Origin of the sequence: Pseudomonas sp. CJQ_9 (assembly GCF_043106615.1) — a bacterium.
GTDB lineage: Bacteria > Pseudomonadota > Gammaproteobacteria > Pseudomonadales > Pseudomonadaceae > Aquipseudomonas > Aquipseudomonas juntendi.
Map to the genome: position 1 here is coordinate 1 of NZ_JBICMS010000022.1, position 1,248 is coordinate 1,248.

Consider the following 1,248-nt stretch of genomic DNA (forward strand, 5'->3'; position numbering starts at 1 on the left):
CAACGACCCGGCAATCCCCTGCTGCCCCAGGTACTGCAGCAGCAACGGCGCGAACTGCCCGATCATCCCGGTATCCATGCCCAGCGCCTTGAAGGCATTGTCCAGGTCGCTGCGGTTTTCCACGCTGTTGCCCAGTGCATTGCTCAATGCCGACTGACTGCCCTTGTTCACGCCGGCGTCGCTGAGGTTGACGGCGAAGATCGCCCTAAATAGTGGTCTCAAAAACTATCATTTTTGACAGTGGCTGCACATTCCTTACGCCTAGATACTGGAATGAGCTGTCATTATTAGTGGCGATCCTATGTCACCTTAAAACGGGGAATGAAGATATGCACAAACACGAAAATCACGTTTATTCAGCCTACGGACAAACTGTGAATGTACTTTCTAGCGAAACTCTTTTGAGGTTCAATGGCGAGTACTTTTCACCAGTGTTCGGCGGCTATCTACTCGGAAACGGGAATCGCTGTTATTCACCAAATTTAATGCGATTCCTCTCCCCTGATACGTTATCCCCCTTCGATAAGGGGGGAATCAACCTTTACGCTTACTGTTCAGGTGACCCGATTAATTATGTCGACCCATCGGGCCAATTTTCTGTCAAAGAGCTGCTAAGCATTCGCTCACGTAGGCCCAAACTTAGGACTGCGGGAGCTATAGAACGTCACCCTACTGCCCTAAATCCAACAAGCAGCGTGCCAGAAGGTTATAAGCTGGTGGGTTATCATGGCAGCTCATCAAAGTACAAGCAGTCTTTGGAGAAGAGAATCGAGCCTCGACCTGGTGATGGAAATACAGTGGGTGCGGGCTTCTACTTTTCCTCGCGCCGTGATATAGCATCAAAGTATAACGGGGGGGACAGAAGTAAAGCTCAAGTATTCGGGGTATACACAAAAGACTTCAACCGCCTTGAGGAGGGTAGGGATTTTGACTATTATGGTGACAGCAAAGAATTGTTCGCTATTCGCGAACATGTATTTGACATGTTCGTTGTTAGAGCGGAGATAAAGGGGCCCCTCATTCGTAGAAACTCGTATCGCAACATGGATGCGAACACGCGGCGATAACCTTCAACTGATTGCGCTCTCGGAGGCCCACCTGACGAGTGACGGGGTGCGGAGTGGCCTCAAATGGCTGCTGGCGTCTTGGCCTCTTTGGCGGTACTGACCGCCGGCTTCCGCGGCCCAGTGCGCCTGGTGGACTTCACCGAAGCCGCCTGACCAAACGTGATTCTGCGTTACAAATGTT

2 pseudogenes are annotated in these 1,248 nt (G+C 51.1%); one reads left to right on the top strand and one right to left on the bottom strand.

Features of this window, described 5'->3' with window-relative positions:
- Positions 1–174: pseudogene (locus ACF8SD_RS03365) on the bottom strand (DUF2780 domain-containing protein); the annotation flags it as partial.
- A 224-nt stretch (positions 175–398) separates the two neighbouring features.
- Here ACF8SD_RS03365 and ACF8SD_RS03370 point away from each other — a divergent pair.
- Positions 399–594, top strand: a pseudogene (locus ACF8SD_RS03370) (RHS repeat-associated core domain-containing protein); the annotation flags it as partial.
- Positions 595–1,248 lie beyond the last annotated feature (654 nt).